11 protein-coding genes are annotated in these 22,329 nt (G+C 62.5%); 6 read left to right on the top strand and 5 right to left on the bottom strand.

Features of this window, described 5'->3' with window-relative positions; translation table 11 throughout:
* Positions 1 to 26: 26 nt before the first annotated feature.
* Positions 27 to 995: a magnesium/cobalt transporter CorA gene (gene corA, locus C2862_RS11430; protein WP_136220248.1), complete on the top strand. Its 969-nt coding sequence runs from the start codon at positions 27 to 29 to the stop codon at positions 993 to 995.
* Here the strand turns inward: corA and C2862_RS11425 are convergent.
* Both C2862_RS11425 and C2862_RS11420 read right to left on the bottom strand, forming a co-directional pair.
* The gene (locus C2862_RS11425; RefSeq protein WP_136220247.1) at positions 992 to 1,861 is read right to left on the bottom strand and encodes a DMT family transporter; all 870 of its coding nucleotides are present in this window, start codon (positions 1,859 to 1,861) and stop codon (positions 992 to 994) included. The two genes, corA and C2862_RS11425, sit on opposite strands and share 4 nt — an antisense overlap.
* Positions 1,861 to 3,498 carry an NAD(P)/FAD-dependent oxidoreductase gene (locus C2862_RS11420; RefSeq protein ID WP_136220246.1) on the bottom strand — a complete coding sequence of 546 codons (1,638 nt, stop codon included), beginning with the start codon at positions 3,496 to 3,498 and terminating at the stop codon, positions 1,861 to 1,863. Before C2862_RS11420 ends, C2862_RS11425 begins: the two co-directional genes overlap by 1 nt.
* Before the next feature lie 606 nt (positions 3,499 to 4,104).
* Here C2862_RS11420 and C2862_RS11415 point away from each other — a divergent pair.
* Together C2862_RS11415 and C2862_RS11410 are read left to right on the top strand one after the other, a co-directional pair.
* A complete protein-coding gene (locus C2862_RS11415; protein ID WP_136220245.1) occupies positions 4,105 to 7,164 on the top strand; it encodes a TonB-dependent receptor in 3,060 nt (1,019 codons plus the stop codon).
* A gap of 655 nt (positions 7,165 to 7,819) precedes the next feature.
* Positions 7,820 to 10,804, top strand: a complete 2,985-nt coding sequence (locus C2862_RS11410; RefSeq protein ID WP_229467390.1) for a TonB-dependent receptor — start codon at positions 7,820 to 7,822, stop codon at positions 10,802 to 10,804.
* Positions 10,805 to 10,895: 91 nt separating this feature from the next.
* On the opposite strand, the gene C2862_RS11405 is transcribed toward C2862_RS11410, so the two are convergent.
* On the bottom strand, positions 10,896 to 11,627 hold the full coding sequence (locus tag C2862_RS11405) for a 16S rRNA (uracil(1498)-N(3))-methyltransferase (protein WP_136220243.1): 732 nt from the start codon (positions 11,625 to 11,627) through the stop codon (positions 10,896 to 10,898).
* Positions 11,628 to 11,936: 309 nt separating this feature from the next.
* On the opposite strand from C2862_RS11405, the gene C2862_RS11400 reads away from it, so the two are divergent.
* From C2862_RS11400 to gap, 3 genes are all read left to right on the top strand, one after another.
* Positions 11,937 to 14,804 carry a TonB-dependent receptor domain-containing protein gene (locus tag C2862_RS11400; protein ID WP_136220242.1) on the top strand — a complete coding sequence of 956 codons (2,868 nt, stop codon included), beginning with the start codon at positions 11,937 to 11,939 and terminating at the stop codon, positions 14,802 to 14,804.
* A 164-nt stretch (positions 14,805 to 14,968) separates the two neighbouring features.
* Positions 14,969 to 16,966 (top strand): transketolase, encoded by a 1,998-nt coding sequence (gene tkt, locus C2862_RS11395; protein WP_136220241.1) that lies wholly within the window; start codon positions 14,969 to 14,971, stop codon positions 16,964 to 16,966.
* An 81-nt stretch (positions 16,967 to 17,047) separates the two neighbouring features.
* Positions 17,048 to 18,058, top strand: coding sequence for a type I glyceraldehyde-3-phosphate dehydrogenase (gap, locus tag C2862_RS11390; RefSeq protein ID WP_136220240.1), 1,011 nt, complete (start codon positions 17,048 to 17,050; stop codon positions 18,056 to 18,058).
* Between the two features lie 74 nt (positions 18,059 to 18,132).
* Here gap and map read toward each other — a convergent pair whose 3' ends face one another.
* Both map and C2862_RS11380 read right to left on the bottom strand, forming a co-directional pair.
* Positions 18,133 to 18,897, bottom strand: a complete 765-nt coding sequence (gene map / locus C2862_RS11385) for a type I methionyl aminopeptidase (protein ID WP_136220239.1) — start codon at positions 18,895 to 18,897, stop codon at positions 18,133 to 18,135.
* A 108-nt stretch (positions 18,898 to 19,005) separates the two neighbouring features.
* The gene (locus tag C2862_RS11380; RefSeq protein WP_229467389.1) at positions 19,006 to 21,969 is read right to left on the bottom strand and encodes a TonB-dependent receptor domain-containing protein; all 2,964 of its coding nucleotides are present in this window, start codon (positions 21,967 to 21,969) and stop codon (positions 19,006 to 19,008) included.
* Between the last annotated feature and the right edge of the window lie 360 nt (positions 21,970 to 22,329).

Below are 22,329 nucleotides of genomic sequence, written 5' to 3'. Positions count from 1 at the left end.
ATCGCTGTCCCATCCATTCGCCCCACATGCTGATCAACTGCGTCGCCTACCAGGAAGGCAAGAAACTGTCCGATATCCCGGTCGAGGATATCAGCGAGTACCTGAAACTACCCGACTGCTTCGTCTGGGTCGCACTGCGCGATCCCGATCCGCGCGAACTGGCCATCATGCAGGAGGAGTTCGGCCTGCACGAACTGGCCGTGGAAGACGCCTCGCGCGGCCACCAGCGCCCGAAGCTGGAAGAGTATGGCGATTCCGTGTTCACGGTCGTCCACACGGTGAACCTGAACGGCGACGAACTGTGCTCCGGCGAGGTCGCGATCTTCGCCGGCCCGAATTACGTGCTGTCGGTGCGGCGCGATTCGGCCCAGGGTTTCCTGGGCGTGCGTGCGCGCGCCGAGCGCGAACCGAAGCTGCTGAAAATGGGTTCCGGCTTCGTGCTGTATGCGCTGATGGACGCGATCGTCGACCGCTATTTCCCCGTCATCGATAAACTCGAGTCCGACCTGGAATCGATCGAAGACCGCATCTTCGGCGGCCAGGGCGCCCAGCGCGACAACATCGAACGCCTGTATGATTTGAAGAGGAATACGCTGGTCCTGCGCCATGCGGTGATTCCGCTGATGGACGCCGTCGACCGCCTGCACGGCGGGCGCGTGCCCGACCTGGCGGCGCATACCCAGGATTACTTCCGCGACGTCCACGACCACCTGCTGCGCATTTCCGGGCGCCTGGATACCATCCGCGACACCATCGCCACGGCGATCCAGGTGACGCTGTCGATGGTGACGATCGAGGAAAACGACATCAACAAGAAGCTTGCCGCCTATGCCGCAATCTTCGCCGTGTTCACGGCCTTTGCCGGCGTCTGGGGCATGAATTTCGAGGTGATGCCGGAACTGAAGTGGAAGTACGGCTACCCGACCGCGATCTGCATCATGGTCGGGGTGTGCGGCTATCTGTATTACCGCTTCAAGAAATCCGGCTGGCTCTAGTTTTTCCCGGCGGTCGCCGCGCTGCCCGCGGTGGCCACGACGATCATTCCGATCGCCAGCCACTGCAGCGCCGTCAGCACTTCGCCCAGCACGAAGAAGCCGGCCAGCGCGCCCACGGCCGGTCCCGCGCTGACCAGGATGCCGAACACGCGGCGCGGCAGGCGCGACAGCGCCATCATCTCGAGCGAGTAAGGCAGGATCGAGGACAGCAGGGCCACCGCCAGGCCGCCGAGCAGCACGGGCGGCGCGAACAAAGCGGTGCCCGCCTGCGCGATCCCGACCGGCACCGTGCACAGGGCCGCGACCAGCATGCCCCAGGCGACGACATGGCCGCCTTTCAGGGTCGAGACGCGCTTGCCGAAGACGATGTACATGGCCCAGCAGAAGCCGGCGCCGGCGGCGGCCAGCACGCCCACCGGGTCGAGCGCGGCCGCGCCCGCGGTGGTCGGCGCCAGCAGCCACAGGCCGAAGGCGGCGCAGCCCACCCACAGGAAGTCGCGCAGGTGGCGCGAGGACAGTACCACCACCGCCAGCGGCCCGATGACCTCGATGGCAATCACCACCCCGATCGGGATGCGCGCAAACGCGGCATACACCAGCAGATTCATCATGCCCAGCATGACGCCATAGATGGCGACGTTCATGGCATCGGCGCGTGCCAACGGCGCGCGCCAAGGGCGCCAGAAGGCCATCAGGAATATGCTCGCCAGGCCGACGCGTACAGCCGTGATGCCGGCGGGGCCCACCAGCGGGAACAGGCCCTTGGCATAGGCCGCGCCCACGTTCACCGATACCAGCGATCCGACGATCGCCAGGAAGGGCGCGAACGCGCGGGGAGAAGCGGCGGTCGGCGCGGCCTGCACCATCAGTCCTGCAGTGCCGGCACCGGCACGCCCATGGCCATGGCGACCGCTTCGGCCACGCGGATGCCGTCCACGGCGGCCGACATGATGCCGCCGGCATAGCCCGCGCCTTCGCCGGCCGGGAACAGGCCGCGCGTGTTCAGGCTTTGCAGGTCGTCGTCGCGGCGCTTGATGCGGATCGGCGAGGAGGTGCGGGTCTCGACCCCGGTCAGCACCGCGTCTTCCTTGTAATACCCCTTGATCTGCTTGTCGAATGCGACAAACGCTTCGCGCAGCGCCGTGATCGCGTATTCCGGCAGCGAGGGCGCGAGGTCGGTCAGGTGCACGGCCGGCTTGAACGACGGGATCACCGAGCCAAATTCCCTGGAAGGTACGCCGCGCACGAAGTCGCCCATCAGCTGGCCCGGCGCATCATAGGTGCTGCCGCCCAGCAGGAACGCGCGCGACTCCAGTTCGCGCTGGAAGGCGATGCCGGCCAGTGGATGGCCCGGATAGTCTTCCGGCGTGATGCCGACCACGATCGCGCTGTTGGCATTGCGTTCGTTGCGCGAATACTGGCTCATGCCATTGGTGACGACGCGGCCTTCTTCCGAGGAGGCGGCGACCACGGTGCCGCCGGGGCACATGCAGAAACTGTAGACCGAGCGCCCGTTCGAGGCGTGGTGCACGATCTTGTAATCGGCCGCGCCGAGGATCTTGTTGCCGGCGTTCGGACCGAAGCGGCAGACGTCGATCAGCGACTGCGGGTGCTCGACGCGGAAGCCGATCGAGAACGGTTTCGCTTCCACGTACACGCCGCGGTCGTACAGCATCTGGAAGGTGTCGCGCGCGCTGTGGCCGACCGCCATCACAAGGTGGTTGGTGGCGATCTCTTCGCCGCTGGCCAGCACCACGCCGCGGACCTGGCGTACGCCATCGGTCTCGCTGATGCGGATGTCGTCGACGCGGGTTTCAAAACGGATCTCGCCGCCCAGCGACAGGATCTCGGCGCGCATCTGCTCCACCATTTTCACCAAGCGGAAGGTGCCGATGTGCGGCTTGCTGACATACATGATCTCTTCCGGCGCGCCGGACTTCACGAACTCGGTCAGCACCTTGCGTCCGTAATGCTTGGGGTCCTTGATTTGGCTGTACAGCTTGCCGTCCGAGAAGGTGCCGGCGCCGCCTTCGCCGAACTGCACGTTCGACTCGGTATTCAGTTTGCGCTTGCGCCAGAAGCCGAAGGTGTCGACGGTGCGCTCGCGCACCACCTTGCCGCGCTCGAGCACCAGCGGGTTCAAACCCATCTGCGCCAGGATCAGGGCCACGAACAGGCCGCAGGGGCCGGTGCCGACCACGATTGGACGCGGCGTGCCGGCCGGCGGACGCGGCGCGTCGACGAACTTGTAGCCGGTGTCGGGGGAAGGGCCGACGTACTGGTCGCCCTTCAGGCGCGCCAGCACCGCCTGCTCGTTCCTGACTTCGACGTCGATCGCATAGATCAGGACGATGGCCGCCTTCTTGCGCGCGTCGTAGCTGCGCTTGTAGACGTTGAAGTCGACCAGGTCGGCGCCGCCGATGCCGAGGCGCGTGAGGATGGCGTCGCGCAGCGCGTGGTCGGGGTGGTCGAGGGGGAGTTTGAGTTCGTTAATGCGCAGCATGTCAATTCCAGGAGGCACACCATGGCTGTGCATCAGGAGGCGCCAGCGCAGGTGAAGGGCAAACCTCTATTCTACCTGTTCACTTACCGGGGACCAACGAGGCATGCACGCGGCTGTACCTGCCGGTTACATTTGTCTAGACGAGCTCGGGAAGATGAGATTCGCGTAAAAACAACAAAAGGCGCGAGCCGTCCTGTTCCCTTTGTTGCGCTGCAAAGTCGAGCGTCTTTCCAAATTTCGGTGAATTTAGTTCTAACAGTTGAATATTTACGCTGCCGTAGATTCGTGCACTTTTTTGGTGCATGCAAATCCCATAAAAGTGCTGCATTGCACCAACAAAAGGAGAAAATTTTGATTGCGCTGCGTCACTTTTTGAAAGTGTTGCGAATATGCACAAACTGCGTTTGAGAATGTTGACACTGCAATTATGCATATGGTTCTATGTAGAAATTCATATTTATTGATTAAGTTCAAGAGCATGAATTTTCTACCCTTTTGGGGTGAAGTAGAAAAAGTGGGACCTTTGTAGTACGAGTGATTAGTAACGAAAACAAGACCCGTTCATCCACACAATGGACGAACGAAAATCCAGACAGGAAATCACACATGTTTAAAAAAACCGTATTAGTGCATGCCTTGACTCTGGCGTTCAGCGGCGCAGCCCTGACCGTCGGCGTCATGAACCCGGCAATGGCGCAGTCGAACGCGACCGGTACCGTCTTCGGTACCGTGACCCCAGGCGCTGGCGTCACCGTCGTGGTTGAAAATCCGGCAACCGGCCTGCGCCGCGTCCTTACCCCGGACGCACAGGGCCGCTTCCGCGCGACCTCGCTGCCGACCGGTACCTACACCGTGTCGCAGATGAAAGGCGACACCGTGGTCTCGACCGTCCAGGTCGACGCCAGCATCGGCCAGGGTGCCGAAGCCGTGTTCCCGCAAGCCGCTGCCGCGACCAGCATGCAGACGGTCCAGGTTACCGGCCAGCGCCGCACTATCGACGTCAGCAGCACCAACAACGGCGCGACCTTCAACGCTCGCCAACTGGCTGCACTGCCGATCGCCCGTAACGTCGAGGCCATCATCCAGCTGGCTCCGAACACCACCCGCGCCGACTCGCGCTTCGCCGGCGGTGCTTCCTTCGGTGGCGGTGCAGCATCGGAAAACTCGTACTACATCAACGGCTTCCCAGTCGTGAACCCGCTGACCGGCCTGGGCGCATCCCAGCTGCCGTTCGGCGCGATCGCTGAAGCCCAGGTCCTGACCGGCGGCTTCGGCGCCGAGTTCGGCCGTTCGATCGGTGGTGTGGTCAATATCATCACCAAGAGCGGTACCAACACCTGGGAAGCAGGCGGCATCGTGACCTTCGAGCCGAAGTCGTGGCGCGCGAAACCGAAGGATTTCTACTACGCTAACACCGGCTTCAATCCGCTGACCGACACCAAGCTGTACCAGCGTCGCGAACAGAACGAGCGCGAGCAGAAGGTCTACGGCGCCTACGTCGGCGGTCCGATCATCAAGGACAAGCTGTTCTTCTTCGCAGCAGCTGAAACCACCCGCCAGGATGACGGTTTCGTTAATACCACCACCGTCTCTTCGGCAGCATCGAACACTGCTTTCGGCTGGCGCGACCGCGATACCAAGATCGAGCGCTACATGGCGAAGATCGACTGGAACATCACTGACGACCATCGTCTGGAGTTTACCGCGCTGGGCGATACGCCGACCGTCAAGACCCGCGACAGCGGCTACGACTACACGACCGGCGCGCGCAACGGTATCGTCACCGCAGGTGCCACCAACGTCAACATCAACAACAACGGTGGCAAGACCAACATGCTCAAGTACACGGGTAACTTGACCCAGGACTTGACCGTGACCGCCCTGTACGGCCGTACCAAGTCGGAGCACACCAACGACTTCGACGGCTTCGATCCGAACCAGTTCCAGATCTCGGCGCCAGTGGCTGCCCGCGTTCCTGGCGTTGCCTACACGAACTCGCAGTCGGTGACCACCAACATCCTGGCCCCTGGCTCGGAAGACATCGTTGACTCGGCACGTCTGGATCTGGAATACCGTTTCGGCGCCCACACCCTGCGCGGTGGCCTGGACCAGACCAAGATCGAGTCGGCCAAGGCCGGCGACTTCCGTGCCGGTGGCGGCCGTTGGACCTACGCAAAATCTGCAAATCCGAATAACCCGATCACCGGTCCTGGCAGTGTCCGTGTTCCTGCACCGGCCACTGGTGGCGGTTTTGGTCCGCAAGGTTACTACGTCATCAAGGGCATCTTCTCGAGCGTGACCGATTCGTTCGGCGAACAAAGCGCTTTCTACCTGGAAGACAAGTATCAGGCTACCAAGAACCTGCTGCTGACCTTCGGTCTGCGTAACGAATCGTTCAAGAACCAGAACGATTCGAAGACGACCTTCCTGGAGATGAAGAACCAGATCAACCCGCGCTTCGCCGCGGCTTGGGACGTCAATGGCGACGCCAGCCTGAAAGTCTTCGGTACCGCCGGCCGTTACTCGGTGCCGATCCCGACCCACATCTCGGTGCGCGGCGCGGGCCGTTCGACCTTCACCTCGCAGTACTTCACGTACTCGGGCGTGGATGCCAAAGGCAATCCGACCGGCCTGACCCAGCTGAGCGTTCCGCTGTCGAGCAACAACGAATACGGCCAGGACAAGGTCGTCGCGACCCTCGCAGCGCTGGACATGGATCCGGCTTACCAGGATGAAATCACCCTGGGCTTCGAGCGTGCATTCTCGCCAAGCCTGAACTTCGGCGGCAAGGTGACCTACCGTAAGCTGAAGTCGACTATCGACGATTTCTGCGATGCGCGTCCGTTCACCCGCTATGCTGAAGCGAACAACATCGCGATCACGAACCCGCTGTACGGTAACAGCTGCCAGACCTTCAACCCGGGCCAGGACAACACCTTCATGGTGCAGTACGGCACGAGCGAAACCCAGCTGACCAAGGTCTTCCTGTCCGCGGAAGAGCAGGGCTTCGACAAGCCGAAGCGTACCTACGCGGCACTCGACGTGTTTGTCGAGCACCCGTTCCGCAATGGCTGGTACGGCAAGGTCAACTACACCCTGTCGCGTAACAAGGGCAACACCGAAGGCCAGGTCCGTTCGGACAATGGCCAGGCTGACGTCGCCGTCACCTCGACCTGGGATTACCCTGAGTTGATGATCGGCGCCAACGGCCTGCTGCCGAACGACCGCAAGCACCAGCTGAAGGCCTTCGGCTTCTATGAGTTGACCAAGGAAGTTGTGGTTGGCGGTAACGTTGTCCTGGCATCCGGCCGTCCACGCAGCTGCATCGGTACCGAGCCGAATCCAGGCGATTCGCCGAACTACGAAAACCAGACCTTCTACTGCCTGGGTGCTACCCGCGAAGAAAACCGCATCGTTCAGCGCGGTACCGTCGGCCGTCTGCCCGGCGAGCGTCGCCTTGACCTGAATGTGGCCTACAAGCCATCGATGGTCCCAGGCCTGCAGGTTCGTCTGGACGTCTTCAACGTGTTCAACCGCCAGGCTGTCGAAAGCGTGACGGAAGCCTACAACGTCGAAGACGCCGTCAGCTCGCTGTACGAAACCCCACTGAGCCTGAGCGCCCCGCGTTATGCTCGTGTGTCGGTGATGTACGACAAGAAGTTCTAATCCTCATCACCTCGTGATGTAAAAGCCCCGGTTCGCCGGGGCTTTTTTTTGGCCGTTCACTTTGCTTTATAAATCCTGCTTCACAGCGCTGCTGCTCTGCTTAACTTCAGGAATGAATAATTCAGATAGTTATTTTTTCTGGATGTATAAATCTGAAAGTCAGCAATGATAGGCGCGAACGCAAAATAGATGACTCTAGAGTATTTATAGTGAAACTACATAGGCTTCGCTTCTAGCGGACATTTAGTTGCAGCGCAAAATGCACATTATCAAATTCCACTTTTAACAAATACTGTTTGACCTAGAAAAAATTTATTGATAACAGTCTTTTGTTGGTTTGAATGTACTACCAAAACTGTATTTACGAAAAAAATACTGTTGCAATCCTGCACATGTGTGTCTGTTGCCGTTGACACACATGCTTGCTGCATGTTTATATTTGTAAGTTAAGTAACACTCGCTGTGTACTTGACCTCGTAGGCATCGTGTCGAGGAGAGTGGCTGGGGCTGCTGCGGGGACTCCATGCCAAGGCACGACTGTCAGTAGATCTAAAATCAAATAGGAACAAATATGTTGAGAAACACAGTTTTGGTTCGCGCGTTGCAGGTTGCGTTCGCAACCGCTGCTATCACGGCAGCAACGATGCCAACCGCTATGGCACAGTCGAATGCTTCGGGTACCGTCTTCGGCAAGGTCGCCGGCGGTGCAGGCGACACGATCGTCCTCAAGAACACCGGCACCAACGCCACCCGCTCGTCCGCAATCGATGCGAACGGTAACTTCCGCGTCACCAGCCTGCCGATCGGTACCTACACCGCGACCCTAGTCAAGGGCGGCGCCACCGTCGGCACCACCCAGCTCGAAGTCCTGGCAGGCCAGGGCGTCGAAGCCAGCTTCGACGCTCCTGCCGTCGCCGGCACCACCGCGGTGCAAACGGTTCGCGTGGCCGGCCGCCGCAGCCGTATCGACGTGTCGAGCTCGAACAACGGCGCGACCTTCACCGCGCGCGAACTGGAAAAGCTGCCGATTGGCCGCAACGTCGAATCGATCGTCCAGCTCGCTCCTAACACCACCCGCGGCGACCCGAGCTACCCGGCTGGCGCCAGCTTCGGCGGCGGCGGCGCATCGGAGAATGCGTACTACATCAACGGCATGGTCGCCACCAATGCGCTGACCCAGCTGGGCGCGATGGAACTGCCATTCGGCGCGATCGCTCAGGCACAGATCCTGACCGGCGGCTTCGGCGTCGAATTCGGCCGCTCGACCGGCGGTGTGGTCAACATCACCACCAAGTCGGGTACCAACACCTGGGAAGCCGGCGCCATGGCGTCGATCACCCCACGTTCGACCCGCGCCAGCTATCGCGACCAGTACTACTCGAACACCGGCGCCTTCCCTGAAACCGACGGCAAGCTGTACCTGCGCCGCCAGGACAACGAACTGCAGCAGACCCAGGCCTCGGCCTGGGTTGGCGGCCCGCTGATTCCGGACACCCTGTTCGGTTTCGTGGCCCTGGAACAGACCAAGTCCGAAGCGGACCAGGTCGTCGGCAGCACGACGTCCACCACGCTGAACAACAGCGGTTTCCGCAATGCCGAGACCACGACCAAGCGCTACTACGGCAAGCTGGACTGGAACATCAACGATAACCACCGCCTGGAATTCACGGCCATCGGCGACCTGCCGAAGAGCGATTACGACTACCGCGGGTATAACTACGCCACGCGCGCGGTCGGTTCGACGGTTACTTCGTCGATCCACCAGGAATTCGGTCCGGCCCACGCCAACGGCGGCGAGCTGCAGAGCCTGCGTTACGTGGGTAACCTCACCGACAACCTGACGATCAACGCCCTGTACGGCAAGACCCAGTCGCGTCACATCTACGAACCGTTCGGTTACAACCCGGCCCTGCCGCAGGTGTCGGCTGCTGCTGCCAACCGCGCTCCTGGCCTGAACTATGTCGCCGGCCAGAAGGTCACGAGCACGATTCCACTGAGCGGCTCGAAGGACGACGTCACTTCGAAGCGCCTGGACCTGGAATACAAGCTGGGTAACCACACCCTGCGTGCCGGCCTGGACAACAACAAGGCGGTCTCGACCGGCGCGGGCGAAGCCTACGCCGGCGGTAGCCTGATGCAATACCAGCGCACCACGACTCCGAACCAGTCGATCAACGTGTCGGGCGGCTCCCTGCCTGCACTGTCCCAGTTCGGTGGTCTGGCAGCCCAGGGTTACTACGTCCGCAACATCATCTACTCGACGATCTCGAACGCCTATGCCGGCCAGGATGCGCAGTACCTGGAAGACCGCTGGCAAGTCACGAAGGACGTCCTGCTGACCGCCGGTCTGCGTCGTGAAGGCTTCTACAACGCCAACCAGGACAACACCAAGTACATCGAGATGAAGAACCAGTACGCCCCACGCGTGAACGCGTCGTGGGACGTGAACGGCGATGCGTCGTTCAAGGTCTTCGGTAGCCTCGGCCGTTACACCATCCAGATCCCGACCATGGTCGCTCTGCGTGGCGCCAACGGCTCGACCTACACCTTCCAGTACTACACCTACACCGGTACCGACGCCAACGGCCTGCCGACCGGCACCACCCAGCTGACCGAGCCAGTGTCGAACAACAACGAATACGGCCAGGCCAAGGATCCGAAGACCGTTGCCGCGCAGAACATGAAACCGGCCTACCAGGACGAGTTCACGATCGGCATGGAGCGTGCATTCAGCCCGAACCTGAACTTCGGCGCCAAGGTCACCTACCGCAAGCTGAAGTCGACCATCGACGACCTGTGCGATCCACGTCCGTTCGATGCTTACGCCGAGCGTAACAACATCGACACATCGAACTACGCCGGTTTCGGTTGCGCCACGTTCAACCCGGGCCGTAGTAACGAGTTCCTGGTCGACTACGCCGGCAACCAGACCTACACCAAGGTTAACCTGAGCGCGGAAGAACTGGGCTTCGACAAGCCGACGCGTACCTACGCTGCACTGGACATGTTCTTCGAGCATCCATATCGCAACGGCTGGTATGCCAAGGTCAACTACACCCTGTCGCGCAACCGCGGTAACACCGAAGGCCAGACCCTGTCGGATACCACGAGCGCCCAGGGCGACGTCGCCGCAACCCAGACCTGGGACTTCCCGGAGCTGATGGTCGGTGCATACGGCCTGCTGCCGAACGATCGCAAGCACCAGATCAAGGCTTTCGGCTTCTACGACGTGACGCCTGAGATCACTGCCGGCGCCAACCTGCTGCTGGCATCGGGTCGTCCACGTTCGTGCTCGGGCGCCGATCCGACCGCGATCGATTCGGGCTACCACTACAACTCGGCAGCGCACTACTGCTTCGGCGCAACCGGTGAAGAGAACACCCTGTCGCCGCGCGGTACCGTCGGCCGCCTGCCTTGGGAAAAGACCCTGGACCTGAACCTGGTCTACAAGCCAGCGTACGCCAAGGGCCTGTCGCTGCGCGTTGACGTCTACAACGTCCTCAACGACCAGTCGATCCAGAAGGTCTACGAGGCATACAACGACGACTACGCACGTGTCGCTACGTACGAAATGCCTTCGTACTTCACCGCACCACGTTCGGCGAAGTTCACCGTCGAGTACAACTACCGCTTCAAGTAATCGAACCGCGTAGTGCTTGCGGCCTGCGGGCCGCAACAAAAAAACGCAGCTTCGGCTGCGTTTTTTTATGGCCTTGCGAAACGCGCAAGCCTCAGTACTGGCCCCACAACGCGTTCAGCGCGGCGACCACCGCGACCCCGGCGGTCTCGGTGCGCAGCACGCGCGGTCCCATCGAGAGGGCGATGGCGCCGGCGGCGACCGCCGCATCTTCCTCTTCCGGACTGAATCCGCCCTCCGGCCCGATCATCAAGCGCAGGTCTTGCGGACCCGCTTCACGTGCCCAGCCCGACAGCGATTGCCGCGCCCGCGGCGACAGCAGAATGGTCGGCTGCGCCGCCTGCACCGGCGCAGCCAGCCATGCATCGACACTGCTGAGTGGCGCGAGCTCGGCCAGGCGGTTACGGCCGCACTGCTCGGAAGCCGCCACGATCACGCCCTGCCAGTGCGCGTGGCGCTTCTCGGCGCGCTCGCCCGACAGGCGTACCACGCTGCGGCGCGCAGCCAGCGGCTGGACGCTTGCGACGCCCAGCTCGACCGCCTTCTCGATGATCCAGTCCATCTTGCTCCCCTCGGGCAAGCCCTGCGCCAATGTGATCGCATAGGGCAGCTCGGCCTCGACCGCTTCGTGCGCTTCGACCGTAGCGCTTGCGCGCTTCTTGCCGGTCTCGAGCAAGCTGGCCCGGTATTGCCCGCCGCGCCCGTCAAACAGGGTCAGCGCTTCGCCCGGCTGCATGCGCACCACGTGCAGGTGGTGGGCGACCGCTTCCGGCAAGTCGGCGACAGTACCCGCGGCAAGGGGCTGGGGACAATAAAAACGTGGCATAAGCAGCTGCAAACAAGAAAGGGAAGGGCGCATTGTAATCGGCGCCGTTCGCGGCCGCATGCGGGAACGCGCCGGCCGGATGTTTGCAATCGTTGTATTTACGAAACAATAACCGTAATGTATTGACACACGTCAATACAAGATGATCCTATCTTTCTAGCAAGTATGTATGTCATCACGCATGGCTTGACTGCTTGCCGAGGGGAACGTGCCGGGACCGCGATCCGGGACTGGCAGCGTTCGGTTGTCACTACGAGGAAGATGATAATAATGACTAGAGAGAAGATTTTGTCGCGGTCTGTACGCCTGATGTTTTCCGGTGCCGTCCTGGCCGGCCTGAGTGCCGGCGCCTGGGCGCAAGAGCAGAAACCCGCTGTCGTCGAAGTGACGGGTACGCGCATGACGGCGCCCGGCTTCAATTCGAGCAGCCCGATCGGCTCGGTGACTGCCGAAGAGATCCGCGCCACCCAGCCGGTCGCCGTGGAAGAGTTCTTCAAGGCCCTGCCGGCAGCGGTTCCCGCCGTCGGTCCGGCTACCAACAACGGCACCGGCGGCGCTGCGACGATCGACCTGCGCGGCCTCGGTACCAACCGCACCCTCGTCCTGGTCAATGGCCGCCGCCTCGTTCCTTACAGCCTCGGCGGCACGGTCGATACCAACTCGATCCCGATGGCCCTGCTCAGCCGCGTCGACATCCTGACCGGCGGTGCCTCGGTCGTGTACGGCGCCGACGCCGTCGCCGGCGTGGCCAACTTCAATCTGCGCCGCAATTTCACCGGCGTCGACGTCACCACCTCCTACGGCATGACCGCCGACCAGCACGACGCCAAGCGCCGCCGCACCGACGTCACCATGGGCGCCAACCTGGACGGCGGCCGCGGCAATGTCGTGCTGAGCATCGGCAAGACCAAGTCCGATCCGCTGACCCAGGGCGAACGCGAATACGGCATCACCAGCCTGAACTCGGTGACCGGCGCGCCGACCGGCTCGGGCACGACCGTGCCGGCCGCATTCTCGACCAGTGCCGGCACGGCGGGCAACGCCAACGTGCTGTCCGGCGCATGGCAGATCAATCCGGCCACCGGCACGCTGGTGCAGCCTGTCGCGCTCTACAACACCAATCCGCCGAATTATTATGTGACCGGCCTCGACCGCACCCAGGCGACCGCGCTCGGCAACTACAAGATCAACGAGTACGCCGAAGCCTATACCGAGGTATTCGCCACCAACAGCAAGGTGGCCTCGGCCCTGGCTTCGACCGGTACCTTCGGCAACACCTTCAACGTCCCGATCGGCAACCCGTACATCCCGCAAGCGGCGCGCGAGCAGATCTGCGCACGGCGCGGCATTCCGGCCGCCAACTGCGTTGCCGGCAACAACACGATCGTCCCGCTGCTGGTCAACCGCCGCTTCACCGAACTCGGCCCGCGCTTCAACGACTTCGACAACAAGACGCTGCAGTACACGATCGGCCTGAAGGGCGAGATCGCCTACGACTGGACCTACGACGCTTACTGGACGCGCGGCACCGCCGACCAGACCCAGACGCGTCGCAACTGGGGTTCGCTGGCCAAGGTCGGCCAGGCATTGAACGCTCTCAATACCACCACCTGCGTCAACAACACCAATGGCTGCGTACCGCTGAACGTGTTCGGCGCCGAAGGCTCGATCACGCCCGAGCAGGCCAAGTTCATCAACAACAGCGCGATCCTGAACCAGAGCGTCAAGCAGGACGTGGCCGCCATTGCGTTCTCGGGCAACCTGGGCAACACCATCCGCAGCCCCTTTGCGCAGGATCCGATCAGCATGTCGCTGCTGGCCGAAAACCGCAAGGTCACGGCCGGTACCCAGTCGGACGCCGCTTCGCAGCTGCAGGGTGAAGTGCTGGGCACGGGCGCGCCGACGCCTGACCGCTCGGGCCGCTTCTCGCTGAAGGAGTACGCCGTCGAGATGCTGGTCCCGATCGCGCGCGACCTGCCATTCGTGCGTACCCTGAACGCGGAGCTTGGTTATCGCCAGACCGAGTTCTCCACCGCCAGCGCCAAGAACGACTACGGCAGCTGGAAAGCGGGCGGCGAATGGGCGCCGATCGAGAAGCTGCGCTTCCGCGCCATGGTGCAGAAAGCCACCCGCGCGCCGAACGTGAACGAGCTGTTCGCACCGGCCGTGACCGGCCTGTCGAACCTGGCCACCGATCCTTGCCAGGGCACGAACATCAACAAGGCCGACGCTGCCCGCGCCGGTACCCTGTCGAACCTGTGCGTGCAGACCGGCGTGCCGCTGAGCGAAGTCGGCGCGCTGCCGGCGCCGTCCTCGGGCCAGATCAACAACCTCTCCGGCGGCAACCCGGCGCTGGGACCTGAATCGGCCAAGACCAAGACCATCGGTTTCGTGATCGAGCCGCTGCCGCGCCTGAACCTGTCGCTCGACTACTACAAGATCGACATCACCGATGCCGTCTCGTCGCCGGCGACCACCGACATCCTGGAACGCTGCTACAGCGCGGGCCAGAATCCGGGCTTCACGCTCAACGAGTTCTGCGGCATGATTGGCCGTAACACGATCAACGGCACCTTCAACGGCAACGAGGCGCGCGGCGTCGCCACGCCGCTGTCGAACCTGGGCTCGCAAAGCACCAGCGGCGTCGACCTGAACATCTCGTACCGCCTGGCCGCCAGCCGCGTGGGCCTGGATGCGCGTTGGGGCAACTTCGACATCAGCCTTGGCGCCAACCAGGTCAATAGCTACACCTTCCAGGCGACGCCGACCGCGGTCGAGCGCGACTGCCTGGGCTACTACAGCGTGGCCTGCAACAACATCGTGTCGGCGCCGGTCTACAAGCGCAAGTTCAACCAACGCACCAACTGGAGCTTCGGTGCCTGGGCGGTCGGCTACAACTGGCGCTATGTCAGCGGCGTGATCGAGGAACCGGGCGGCACCGTGTTCCTGCCGGCTTTCGCCAGCATCCCGTCGTACCATTACGTCGACCTGAACGCCAGCTGGAACGTCAGCAAGAACGTACGCCTGGTGGCCTCGGTGACCAATGCCGCGAACAAGAAGCCGCCGATCGTCGGCGGCTCGATCGGCGGTACCGGTCCGAACAGCGGCAACACCTTCCCGCAAAGCTACGACGCGGTGGGGCGGTACGTGACCCTCGGCGCTACGGTCAGGTTCTGATCGCTGGTAGTCGACAATAAAATGGCGGACTTCGGTCCGCCATTTTTGTTTGCACTGCACAACTTTGCTTGAACGCTTTTTTATTAGGCAGGTGCAGCTCTGGTAGAATAGCGGGCTACGGCCTCCCGTAGCGCCGCCGCCTTCCAAATCCAGACTTACCAATCATGACATCTATGCAAACCACGACCCTGATGGCCAACGCAATCCGCGCGCTGGCAATGGACGCTGTCCAGAAAGCCAACTCCGGCCACCCAGGCATGCCAATGGGCATGGCGGAAATCGCCGTCGCCCTGTGGGACAAGCATTACCGCCACAACCCGGCCAACCCGAACTGGTCGAACCGCGACCGCTTCCTGCTCTCGAACGGCCACGGCTCGATGCTGCACTACGCGCTGCTGCACCTGGCCGGCTACGACGTGTCGATGGACGACATCCGCAACTTCCGCCAGCTGCACTCGAAGACCCCGGGCCACCCGGAAGTGGGCATCACCCCGGGCGTGGAAACGACCACCGGACCGCTGGGGCAGGGCATCGCCAACGCCGTCGGCATGGCGCTGGCCGAGTGGCTGCTGTCGTATGAATTCAACCGTCCGGGCTTCGAGGTCGTCGATCACTACACCTACGCCTTCCTGGGCGACGGCTGCCTGATGGAAGGCATCTCGCACGAAGTCGCCTCGCTGGCCGGTACCCTGCGCCTGAACAAGCTGATCTGGCTGTACGACGACAACGGCATCTCGATCGACGGTAAGGTGGAAGGCTGGTTCACCGACGACACCCAGAAGCGTTTCGAAGCCTACGGCTGGAACGTCATTCCGAAGGTCGACGGCCACAACGTGACCGCCGTCTCGAACGCGATCGAAGCGGCCAAGAAATCGGACCGTCCGACCCTGATCTGCTGCAAGACCATCATCGGCAAGGGCGCCCCGAACCTGGAAGGTGGAGATAAAGTCCACGGCGCCCCGCTGGGCGACAAGGAAATCGCGGCCGTGCGCCAGCACCTGGTCTGGGATCCGATCCCGTTCGACATTCCTGGCGAAATCTACCAGGCATGGGATGCCAAGGCACGCGGCGCCGAGCTGGAAAACAGCTGGAACGCGATGTTCGCCGAGTACCGTAGCAAGCACCCGGAACTGGCCGCCGAATACGAGCGCCGTATGAAGGGCGAGCTGCCAGGTAACTTCAACGACGTGCTGAACGCCGCCATCGCTGCCTGCGTCGACAAAAAGGAAACCATCGCCACTCGCAAGGCCTCGCAGAACGCGATCCAGGCCCTGGCCCCGATCCTGCCGGAATTCCTGGGCGGCTCGGCCGACCTGACCGGCTCCAATCTCACCAACTGGAAAGAGATCGTTGCCGTGCGTTCGGGCATCCCGGGCAACCACATCAACTACGGCGTGCGCGAATTCGGCATGGCCGCGATCCAGAACGGCGTCGCCCTGCACGGCGGCTTCATCCCCTTCGGCGCGACCTTCCTGACCTTCTCGGACTACAGCCGCAACGCGCTGCGCATGGCGTCCCTGATGAAGATCCGCTCGCTGTTCGTGTTCACCCACGACTCGATCGGCCTGGGCGAAGACGGCCCGACCCACCAGTCGATCGAGCACGTCTCCTCGCTGCGCCTGATCCCGGGCCTGGACAACTGGCGTCCGTGCGACACGGTCGAATCGCAGGTGGCCTGGGGCGCGGCAGTGCAGCGTCGCGACGGCCCGTCGACCCTGATCTTCTCGCGCCAGAACCTGCCGTTCATGGAACGTGAAGCCGGCCAGGTGGCCGACATCGCCAAGGGCGGCTACGTGCTGCGCGACGCCGCTGACGCCAAGGTGATCCTGATCGCCACCGGTTCGGAAGTCGAGCTGGCTGTGAAAGCCGCCGAGGCGCTGGCAGGCGAGGGCATCGCCGCCCGTGTCGTCTCGATGCCGTCGACCGACGTGTTCGACCGCCAGGACGCAGCTTACAAGGCAAGCGTCCTGACCCGTGGCGTGCCGCGTGTCGCGATCGAAGCCGGCGTCACCGACTTCTGGTACAAGTATGTCGGCCTGGAAGGCGCCGTCGTCGGTATCGACACCTTCGGCGAATCCGCTCCGGCACCGGTGTTGTTCAAGCACTTCGGCTTCACCGTCGAGAACGTCGTGGCCAAGGCCAAAGGCGTGATCGCTGCGTAATGTTTTTCACGGGCTGCCTGCGGGCGGCCCGTTTTGTATTCGAGGTCCGAAAAAAGTTTTTTTCTAATCAGGAGCAAAGCAATGACGATCAAAGTTGCAATCAACGGTTATGGCCGCATCGGCCGCAACATCCTGCGTGCCTTCTACGAAGGCGGCAAAAAGCAAGACATCCAGATCGTGGCGATCAACGACCTCGGCAACGCCGAATCGAACGCCCACCTGACCCGCTACGACACCGCCCATGGCAAGTTCCCGGGCACCGTCACGGTCGAAGGCGACAACATGATCGTCAACGGCGACAAGATCCGCGTGTTCGCGCAGCGTAACCCGGCTGAAATCCCATGGGGCGAACTGGGCGTGGACGTGGTGCTCGAGTGCACCGGCTTCTTCACCACCAAGGAAAAGGCGTCGGCCCACCTGAAGGGCGGCGCCAAGAAAGTCATCATCTCGGCCCCGGGCGGCAAGGATGTCGACGCGACCATCGTCTATGGCGTCAACCAGGACGTGCTGAAGGCGAGCGACACCGTCATCTCGAACGCATCCTGCACCACCAACTGCCTGGCCCCGCTGGTCAAGCCGCTGCACGACGCCATTGGCCTGGAAACCGGCCTGATGACCACCGTGCACGCCTACACCAACGACCAGGTGCTGACCGACGTGATGCACGAAGACCTGCGCCGCGCCCGTTCGGCCACGCAGTCGATGATCCCGACCAAGACCGGCGCCGCCGCAGCGGTTGGCCTGGTGCTGCCTGAGCTGAACGGCAAGCTGGACGGCTTCGCGATCCGCGTGCCGACCATCAACGTCTCGATCGTCGACCTGTCCTTCATCGCCAAGCGCGACACCACCGTGGACGAAGTCAACCAGATCATGAAGTCGGCTTCGGAAGGCGCCCTGAAAGGCATCCTGACCTACAACACCGACCCGCTGGTCTCGGTCGACTTCAACCACAACCCGGCATCGTCGAACTTCGACGCCACCCTGACCAAAGTCTCGGGCCGCCTGGTGAAGGTCTCGTCGTGGTACGACAACGAGTGGGGCTTCTCGAACCGCATGCTGGACACCACCGTTGCGCTGATGAACGCGAAGTAATTCGCATAGCAGCAAAAAAGAACCCGCCGGCCGGCGGGTTTTTTTTTGACCTGTACGGTCATCAATCGAAACACTCAGCCCTTCGGCCAGGGCGTCAGGATCTCGAAGCCGTTGTTCGTCACCGCGATCATGTGCTCCCATTGCGCCGACAGCGAGCCGTCGCGGGTGACCACGGTCCAGCCGTCGTCCAGCTGCGCCACTTCGTCGTCGCCGGCATTGATCATCGGCTCGACGGTAAAGGTCATGCCTTCCTTCAGCAGCAAGCCCGTGTTCGGGCGGCCGTAGTGCAGCACCTGCGGATCTTCGTGGTAGACGCGCCCGATGCCGTGGCCGCAGTAGTCGCGCACCACCGAATAGCCGGCCGCTTCCGCGATCTTCTGGATCGCGTGGCCGATGTCGCCCAGGCGCGAGCCCGGACGCACGGTGCGAATACCGGCCATCATGCAGTCATAGGTGGTGTCGACCAGGCGCTTGGCCTCGGGGCTCGGCGTGCCCGCGTAGTACATGCGGCTGGTGTCGCCGTGCCAGCCGTCCTTGATCACGGTGACGTCGATGTTGACGATGTCGCCGTCCTTGAGGATTTCCTTTTCGCTCGGGATGCCGTGGCAGACCACGCCGTTGACCGAGGTGCACAGGGTCTTCGGGAAGCCGTGGTAGCCGACATTTGCCGGCGTCGCCTTCTGCACCTTGCGGATGTATTCGTTGCAGCGGCGGTCGAGTTCTTCGGTGGAGACGCCGGGGACGACGTGTTCCTTGATCATTTCCAGGACCTCGGCGGCCAGACGGCCGGCCACGCGCATCTTCGCGATGTCCTTGTCGTTCTTGAGTTTGATTGCCATAAATAAGAGTGTGATCGCCGGACCTTTGCGCCAGCATGCCCCCTATGATAACCGGGAATAAAAAAACGCCGGGCGAACCCGGCGTCTTCAGTTCCCGGAAGGGAAGGATCAGAGCTTCACGCGCACGCCAGCATACCAGCGGCGGCCGATCGGATCGTAGGTACCGGCAGCGGTTTCGACACCGGTGTCGCTACCCGGCATGCCCGAGACGATTGCCGGCGGCTTGGTGTCGAACGCGTTGTTCAGACCGAAGTACAGCTCGGTACCTTTCATGATCTGGTAGGAAGCCTGCAGATCGGTGTAGGTACGCGAACCGAACTTGACCGAGTTCGCCGGCAGGGCCGGGGTCAGGGCGGCCAGGAACTGGTCGTCGAGCGCCGAGCGGCCGATGTAGGTCATGGTCGCGCTGACGCTCAGGTCGTTCCACTTGTAGCCGATGTCGAACAGCGCCTTGTTCTTCGGCGCGCCGATTTCACCTGCGAACGGATCTTGTTCGGCGTCCGGGGTCTCCTTGATCCAGCCTTTCTTCACGTAGGTGTAGGCCAGCTTGGTCGACAGGCGGCCCGGGCCGACGCGGTCGTTCCAGGCGGCGGTCAAGTCGATACCTTCAGTCGTGAAGCCGCCGGTGTTCGACACGGCGGTGTCGACCAGGTCCAGCGAGCCGGCGCTGTTGTTGCCGGTTGCGGTCGGACGGCGGGTGATGAACGAGCACATTGCCGGGTTCGAACCGTTGTAGCAGCTCTGCAGCGCGTACTGACGGCCGGTGGACAGGATGGCGTCGGCGATCTTGATGTTGAAGTAGTCAGCCGTGAAGGTGAAGCGCTTCAGGACATCGATCGAACGCGGGGTCCAGACGACGCCGGCAGTGGTCGAACGGCCTTTTTCCGCCTGCAGGTTCGGGTTGCCGCGGTTGAAGCCGCTGACGCCCTGGATGTCAGGCTGGGTCAGGGTGAACGCGCCGTTGGCGGCGATGTTCGCTGCCACGCCCGGGTTGGCACGGCACAGCACGTCGTACTGGCCGTTCGAGGTTGCGGTCACGCCCAGGCAAGGATCGTTCAGGCCGGACGGGAAGTCCTGGCTTGGTGCCTGGTACAGCTCGTTGATGTTCGGCGCGCGGGTCGACAGCGAACGGGTGCCGCGCAGCTTGACGTCGTCAACCACGGTCCACTCGACACCGGCGTTCCAGCTGTTGGTGCTGCCCACCGACGAGTAATCGCCGTGGCGGAAGGCGCCCAGGAAGCTCAGTTCCTTGACGAAGGCCATGTCCTTCAGCAGCGGCACGCGGGTTTCGAGGAAGATTTCCTTGACGCTGAACTCACCGGCGGTCGGCGGCGTTGCGTTGCCGGCGTTCAGGCCAGCCTGGGTCAGGGCGTCCGGCACGGCGCTCGAGAACTCCTTGCGCCATTCGAAGCCTGCCGCCACGCCCAGCGGGCCGGCCGGCAGATCCCAGACTTCGCCATTGATCTGGCCGCCCACCAGTTTCTGGGTGGTGCGGGTCAGCAGCGAGCCCGGTGCGGTCACGTATTTCAGTGCTTCCGGCGAGATGGTGTTGTAGCCGAACACGTTGATCGGCACGCAACCCTGTGCGCGTGCATCGGCGCTGGCGCAAACCGGCGCACCGCCGTTTTCGCCCGGGATGGCTTGCAGCGCCTGGGCGAAGTTCAGGACATTGACCTGGCCGGTCGACTGCTGGGCTTCCTTGGTCTGGCCATAGCCGCCGTAGACTTCATAGTTCCAGGTCTTCCAGGCATCGAATTCGCCCTTGACGCCGGTCACGAAGCGGAAGGTGTCGCGTTCCGCGGTGCTGCCGCGGCTACCGACTTCCGCCAGGCGGCGGGTGAAGTAGTAGTCAGGGATGCCGTCGCCATCGTTGTCGCTGATGCGGTCTTGCAGGTACTGCGGCACCAGCGGATTCAGGACCAGAGCACCGTTGACCATGGAGCCGGCCGGCACCTGGCCGCCGGTCGACGGGAAGATGTCTTCGGCGCCCAGTGCGAATGGTTCGATGCTGGTCGAGACGTGCGACGAGGCATAGGTGCCTTCCATGAAGGCACGGGTCTTCTCGTTGATCTTCAGCTCGCCGTTGGTGGCGAACAAATAGCGCTCGACCGGCACGGCGATCGAACGGAATTCGTTACGGTTGAAGCCCGTGGCGACACCGCCATTCGTGCCGTTCGTGTTAAACGGAATGACGTTGCCTGCGCGGTCGTAGGTGAAGTTGCCGCTATCAGGATAGAAGCGGCCTTGCGGCGCAAAGCTGGAGTAGAAGGGACGGTCGATGGTGAACAGGTCTGCGCTGTTGCCGGTGCTGGCGGCGCGGGACTGCTGGTCGACGGAGGAACGCTCACGGTCGCGCGACCACACGTGGCCCTGGCGCGAATAGCCCAGGTGACCCATCAGGAAGCCATCGTCGTTGCTGGTGCCGAAGGTCGCCGAGAACTTACGCTTCTGGTCGTCGTTCTTCGAGCTCTCGCCCATCTGGGCGTCCAGCATGATGCCGTTGAAGCTGCGCTTGGTGATGATGTTGACCACGCCGGCCACTGCGTCGGAGCCGTAGGCTGCCGAGGCGCCGCCGGTCAGGAGTTCGACGCGTTCGATGAAGTCGGTCGGGATGGAGTTCAGGTCGACTGCGGATTCGCCCGGGATACCCGAGACGAAGCGGCGGCCGTTGACCAGCACCAGGGTACGCGAGGTGCCCAGGTTACGCAGGTCGACGGTGGCCACGCCCACGCTGGCGGTCTGGAAAGCCGAGTTGGTGCGGCTGATCGCCGGCGAGCCCATGGTCGGGTTATCCAGCAGCACCTGTTGCAGGTTGGCGGCGCCCGATGCGGCGATGTCGGCGGCCGACAGCACCTGCAGCGGCGACGGCGAGTCGGCATTCGGCGAAGCGATACGCGAACCGGTCACTTCGATGCGCTGCATCGGCTGCTGGGCCTCAGTCGCGGCGGCGGCCTGCTGCTGGGCAGCACCGCTCTGGTTTTGCCCCCCTTGCGTCTGCATCTCTTGCGCGTACGCGGTGCCCATGCCCACGGCCAGGCCGCTCAGGCAGATCACGCGGATCGACCGGGACAAAATTGTTTCCATCATTTGCAACACTCCTCAATAAAAAATCAGTCAAACCCGTGAGCAAGCCACCGGCTACATCTTTTGTTACCGACCATTGATTTTTCTCAAACAATGGTTTGCGCAAATACAACCGAACAATGGAATCATTCCGGATGCAAGCTTGTCAACTAGACAGAAATTTAAAATTTAGAAATGTTGCAAAATTGTGTAATTACAAAGTTCCAACCGTGCGCACCTTGACGGTGCACTTTGTAAAGGCTAGTGCCGTCGAGGCTGCTATCACCGTGCTTTTGCGCCAGCCTGCGCTCCAGTGCGCGCGCAAAAAAAATCCGCCGGGGAGACCGGCGGATTGCTGCGTTACCGCAC

The organism is Massilia sp. Mn16-1_5 (assembly GCF_004798585.1).
Taxonomy (GTDB): Bacteria; Pseudomonadota; Gammaproteobacteria; order Burkholderiales; family Burkholderiaceae_D; genus Telluria.
The sequence above is the reverse complement of the archived record's forward strand: the minus strand, read 5'-3'. Positions and strand labels throughout refer to the sequence as shown.